At 66.2% G+C, this 2,701-nt stretch carries 4 protein-coding genes; 2 read left to right on the top strand and 2 right to left on the bottom strand.

Annotation, left to right across the window (positions count from 1 at the left end; all coding sequences use genetic code 11):
• Positions 1-703: 703 nt before the first annotated feature.
• Entirely contained in the window at positions 704-955 is a 252-nt protein-coding gene (locus ACWEQQ_RS44945; RefSeq protein WP_452352558.1) for a hypothetical protein, read from the top strand.
• Between the two features lie 41 nt (positions 956-996).
• Positions 997-1,218, top strand: a complete 222-nt coding sequence (locus tag ACWEQQ_RS44950; protein WP_452352559.1) for a hypothetical protein — start codon at positions 997-999, stop codon at positions 1,216-1,218.
• Between the two features lie 102 nt (positions 1,219-1,320).
• On the opposite strand, the gene ACWEQQ_RS44955 is transcribed toward ACWEQQ_RS44950, so the two are convergent.
• Together ACWEQQ_RS44955 and ACWEQQ_RS44960 are read right to left on the bottom strand one after the other, a co-directional pair.
• Complete coding sequence (locus tag ACWEQQ_RS44955; protein WP_452352560.1) at positions 1,321-2,058, bottom strand: SDR family NAD(P)-dependent oxidoreductase; 738 nt, start codon at positions 2,056-2,058, stop codon at positions 1,321-1,323.
• Positions 2,059-2,322: 264 nt separating this feature from the next.
• Complete coding sequence (locus tag ACWEQQ_RS44960; protein ID WP_452352561.1) at positions 2,323-2,469, bottom strand: hypothetical protein; 147 nt, start codon at positions 2,467-2,469, stop codon at positions 2,323-2,325.
• Positions 2,470-2,701: the final 232 nt, after the last annotated feature.

Raw genomic sequence — 2,701 nt, forward strand, 5'->3', positions numbered from 1 at the left:
GCGCGACGGTGACTACGGACGACAGCAGCAGGCACAGCAGCACCACCTCGGCGTGCGGAAGTCGCGGCAGCACCCCATCAGCATGTTTGATGAAAGTTGTTGGCCGCGTTGGCATATAGGCGAGGTCTCCGGAAGGTGGTTTAGCGACCAAGCAAAACCGGAGACCAACCGGAGACCTCGTTGACCAGCGTAGCGGTGGCGGGGCGAGCGGACCTGACCGATGCCCATCGGTGTGCCCGTTTCCGACCGCACGCGGTACGCCGTCGATGGTGTGGCGGTACCGCCGCGTCGGCTGGTGCGCACCGCGAGCGGCTGGAGCGAACCGGCACCGGTGCACTGCTGCAACGGGCATCGCCTGCTCGAGGACGGGAACGCCCTCGTGGGCTGGATCCCGTGCTCGGCCCCGGCCGCCGCCGACAGGAGTTCCCCCGCGCGGACCGGTCACCGCACACACCAATGCCGGGCCTGCGGCGCACGGTGTACACCCCGCCACTGGACTATCCCGAGTGCGTGTGCGAGCAGCGGGCACGGCGCAGCGAGCCGGGATCCGGGTACCCAGCCCACCGACTGAATACCGACCCCCAAGGAATCTGCGCCCCAGAAATCGGGGGATTCGAATCCCATCTTAAATGAATCAATTTCACATAGCGTCAGGCTTGTGAACACGCAAACCCTGACAGTCCGAACAGGATTCGCGGCCCTCATGCTCGCGATAGGTTTCATCGGCGTCGCGGGCCCAGCCTCGGCCGAGATACCCCTCACGCCGGTCGCGGACAACACCGCCACCGGGAGCGCGTCGATCGACAACGGCTCGTCGGCAACCGGCAGCGCGTCGAAGGAATACGGCACTTCGCCAACCGGCAGCCAGGCCGGGTCGGGTGCGCTGGAAAACGCGTTCTGCTACCCCAACGGCAGCGTCACGTGCCAGGGGCAGACGGGGAACGGCCATCCCTGATCGACCCGAAACCAGAAAGGCCCCCTCCCCCATCGAACTCGATGGCGAGGATCTCGAACACCGACACCCCGCTGGCCGCCCGGCGTGATGAACCGCGCAAGGAACTGGCCGCCCTCGACCAGGCGGTAGCGGCCATCCCCGCCGGCGCCCGCCGCGGCAAGCTGGACAAGCTGAGCCGGGAAGCCTTCGCCGTGTTGGAGCGCCGGGTCTACACCCTGGACCACCGCACCGAGCTCGGGCCCGACCGCCGCCGAGAACGGTAGCCGCACAGGGCTATTGGGATCAGCCGCCCCTACCTGCCTGAATCCGCTCGTTTTACCGCTGGTGACACCATTCCTGTTGATTACCCGAATGAGCAGTGAGATTCAGTGCAGGTATGACGCTCCGTTGACGTTCAGGACCGCGCCGGAGCTCCACGTGGCTTCCGGGGAGGCGAGATAGCGTACGGCCGAGGCGATTTCCTCGGGTTGGGCGACGCGGTCGAAGGGGCTCTGGGCCCGGACGCCGTCGGTGACGCGGTGGGCGACGCGTTCGGTCGCCACGAAGCCGGGTGCCACCGACGCGACCGCGATTCCGTAAGGAGCCAAGTAGACCGCGAGCGATTGGCCGAGGGCGTGGACGCCCGCCTTGGTGGCGCCGTAGGCGGGGTAGTCGGGTTCGCCGCGGAACGCGCCACGGGAGCCGATATTGATGATCCGGCCGGGGATATCCTTGTCGATCATGTGGCGGGCAGCGCAATAGGAGACGTTCGCCGTACCGATCAGGTTGACGTCCACGGTCTTGCGCCAAGTCTCCTGCCATTCGGCATATGAGGTTTTCGCGAGCGGATGCGCCAGATTCACCGCCGCATTGTTGACGAGCACATGCACGATGCCGAGTGCCTCCACGGCCGCCGCGACAATCCCCTCGGCCGCCTCCGGCGAACTGATATCCCCGTCGATGAGCACATGTCCATCACCCGGCAACCGCCGCAACGTCTCCTCGCCGTCGGCCTGCCCGGACGAGTAATGCACCGCCACCCGATCACCGTTCTCCGCGAACGCCACCGCGATTGCCCGCCCGATCCCCCGCGAAGCCCCCGTCACCAACACACCGCGACTCATCCGTCGTTCTCCATCTCCCTACCCTGCCATCCACCACCGACCAGCCGCAGCCCGGGAACGGGGAAAAGAGGGCGACCTCGGTAAGGTCGCCCGTCGGCGGCACAGGCGAAACGCACCGTGTTATCGGGTGTTCAGGCTGACCATTAGAGCAGCGTCGTCGCACTACATCCTGGCAGTTTTCGCCTCCGGACGCGTCCGCACGGAGGTGCTGTTTGCTGGATCGTTGCGGATGCGGGGTCTGAGGGTTCGCGGCGCCCGGCGGTATCACCTCGGCGCGGCGGATCGGCTATCCGGGCGTTTGCGGCCGTTGGTCTTCTTGCCCACCTGAATCGACACGATGACGCCGATCGGGATGAGCGTCATCACGTTCCGTAGACCAAACCCCGGCTCGGCGCAGTTGATCTCCGGCACGACCTCAGCGGGCCCGGGTACTTACCCGGCCGGGACGGCTCAATTACCCCAGGGCAGTTGACTGCAAGACATCGCTCCGATGACCGGAACGGTCTCGAAGCGGTCGCTGGTCGCATCTGCTCAGCTCAGTGGCCTGTTGAGGCTTGCGGGTTTCGGGGATCGGTCCCGGCGGTTTAGCGTTGATCAACGGCAAACGACCGTGAGTCCGTGCAATCGTGTGGGTGAGCAGGGA

Source organism: Nocardia sp. NPDC004123, from assembly GCF_053603795.1.

Bases quoted from the DNA above. Each gene is read 5' to 3' on its own strand.
- ACWEQQ_RS44945 (WP_452352558.1), top strand. From the start codon at position 704: ATGCTCGCGATAGGTTTCATCGGCGTCGCGGGCCCAGCCTCGGCCGAG.
- ACWEQQ_RS44950 (WP_452352559.1), top strand. From the start codon at position 997: ATGGCGAGGATCTCGAACACCGACACCCCGCTGGCCGCCCGGCGTGAT.
- ACWEQQ_RS44955 (WP_452352560.1), bottom strand. From the start codon at position 2,058: ATGAGTCGCGGTGTGTTGGTGACGGGGGCTTCGCGGGGGATCGGGCGG.